Here is a 931-nt window from a genome sequence, read left to right on the forward strand (position 1 = left end):
CCCTGCGCGCGCAGTACCGCGAGGTCGTCGCCGCCGTGCCGCGGCCCCTTCGCATCGACCGCGCGCAGTCCACGTACGGCGCGCGGACCCTCGAGCCGCCCGAGGGGCTCGACCAATGGCTGCCCCGCCCCGACTCGATCGCCCCGCAGTTCACCCTGGCCGCGCAGGCCGGCGTCGACGCCCACGCGCGTGTGCGCGACGGACGGCTCCCGAAGGGCGAAGGGCTGACCTCGGACAGCCGCCGGGTGGAGGCCGCCGTGACCGCGGACACCGCCCGCGCCCTGAAGCTTCGGACCGGCACCGCCCTCCATGTGGACTCCGTGATCGGCGAGCGCGTCACCGTACGGATCACCGGGATCGTCGAACCCCGGCACCCCAAGGGGGGCTACTGGTCCTACGACCCGATCCTGCGCACCCCTTCGCTGATCGACGTGCCGGGCAGCGACCCCCAGGCGGTGAAGAAACGCTGGCATGCGGCGCTGCTGCTCGCGCCCGGCGCGGGGTCGTTCCTGCCCGCCGTCGACCAGAATCCGCAGCGGTACTGGCGCGTCGCCCCCGACCCCGGCGCCCTGACGGCGCGCGGCCTGCCCGCCCTGAAGCAGACCATCGCCTCGCTCGAAGGCGGGCCGCTGCGCACCGAGTTGCGCGGCTTCACCCATGACGACGCACTGGTCTCCACCGAACTCGACAAGGTCCTTGCCGGGTACGAAGGGCTGCGCGACGCCGTGACACCGATCGTGGCGGTGGCCGCGTACGGCGTTGGAGGAGTCGCCGTCGTCGTCCTCCTGATGACCTGCTCGCTCACCGCCGTACGACGGCGGGGCGAACTCGCGCTGCTCCGGGCGCGCGGCGCGTCCGTGCGCGGCGTGGCGGGGCGGCTGCTCGCGGAGACGTCCGTGGTGGCGGTGGCCGCGTCCGCGCTCGGGCTGCT

At 74.5% G+C, this 931-nt stretch carries 1 pseudogene; it reads left to right on the top strand.

What is annotated here, in order from left to right:
• Positions 1-931, top strand: a pseudogene (locus ABD378_RS32405) (ABC transporter permease); the annotation flags it as partial.

It is taken from the genome of Streptomyces rectiviolaceus, from assembly GCF_039533825.1.
Classification (GTDB): Bacteria; Actinomycetota; Actinomycetes; order Streptomycetales; family Streptomycetaceae; genus Streptomyces; species Streptomyces rectiviolaceus.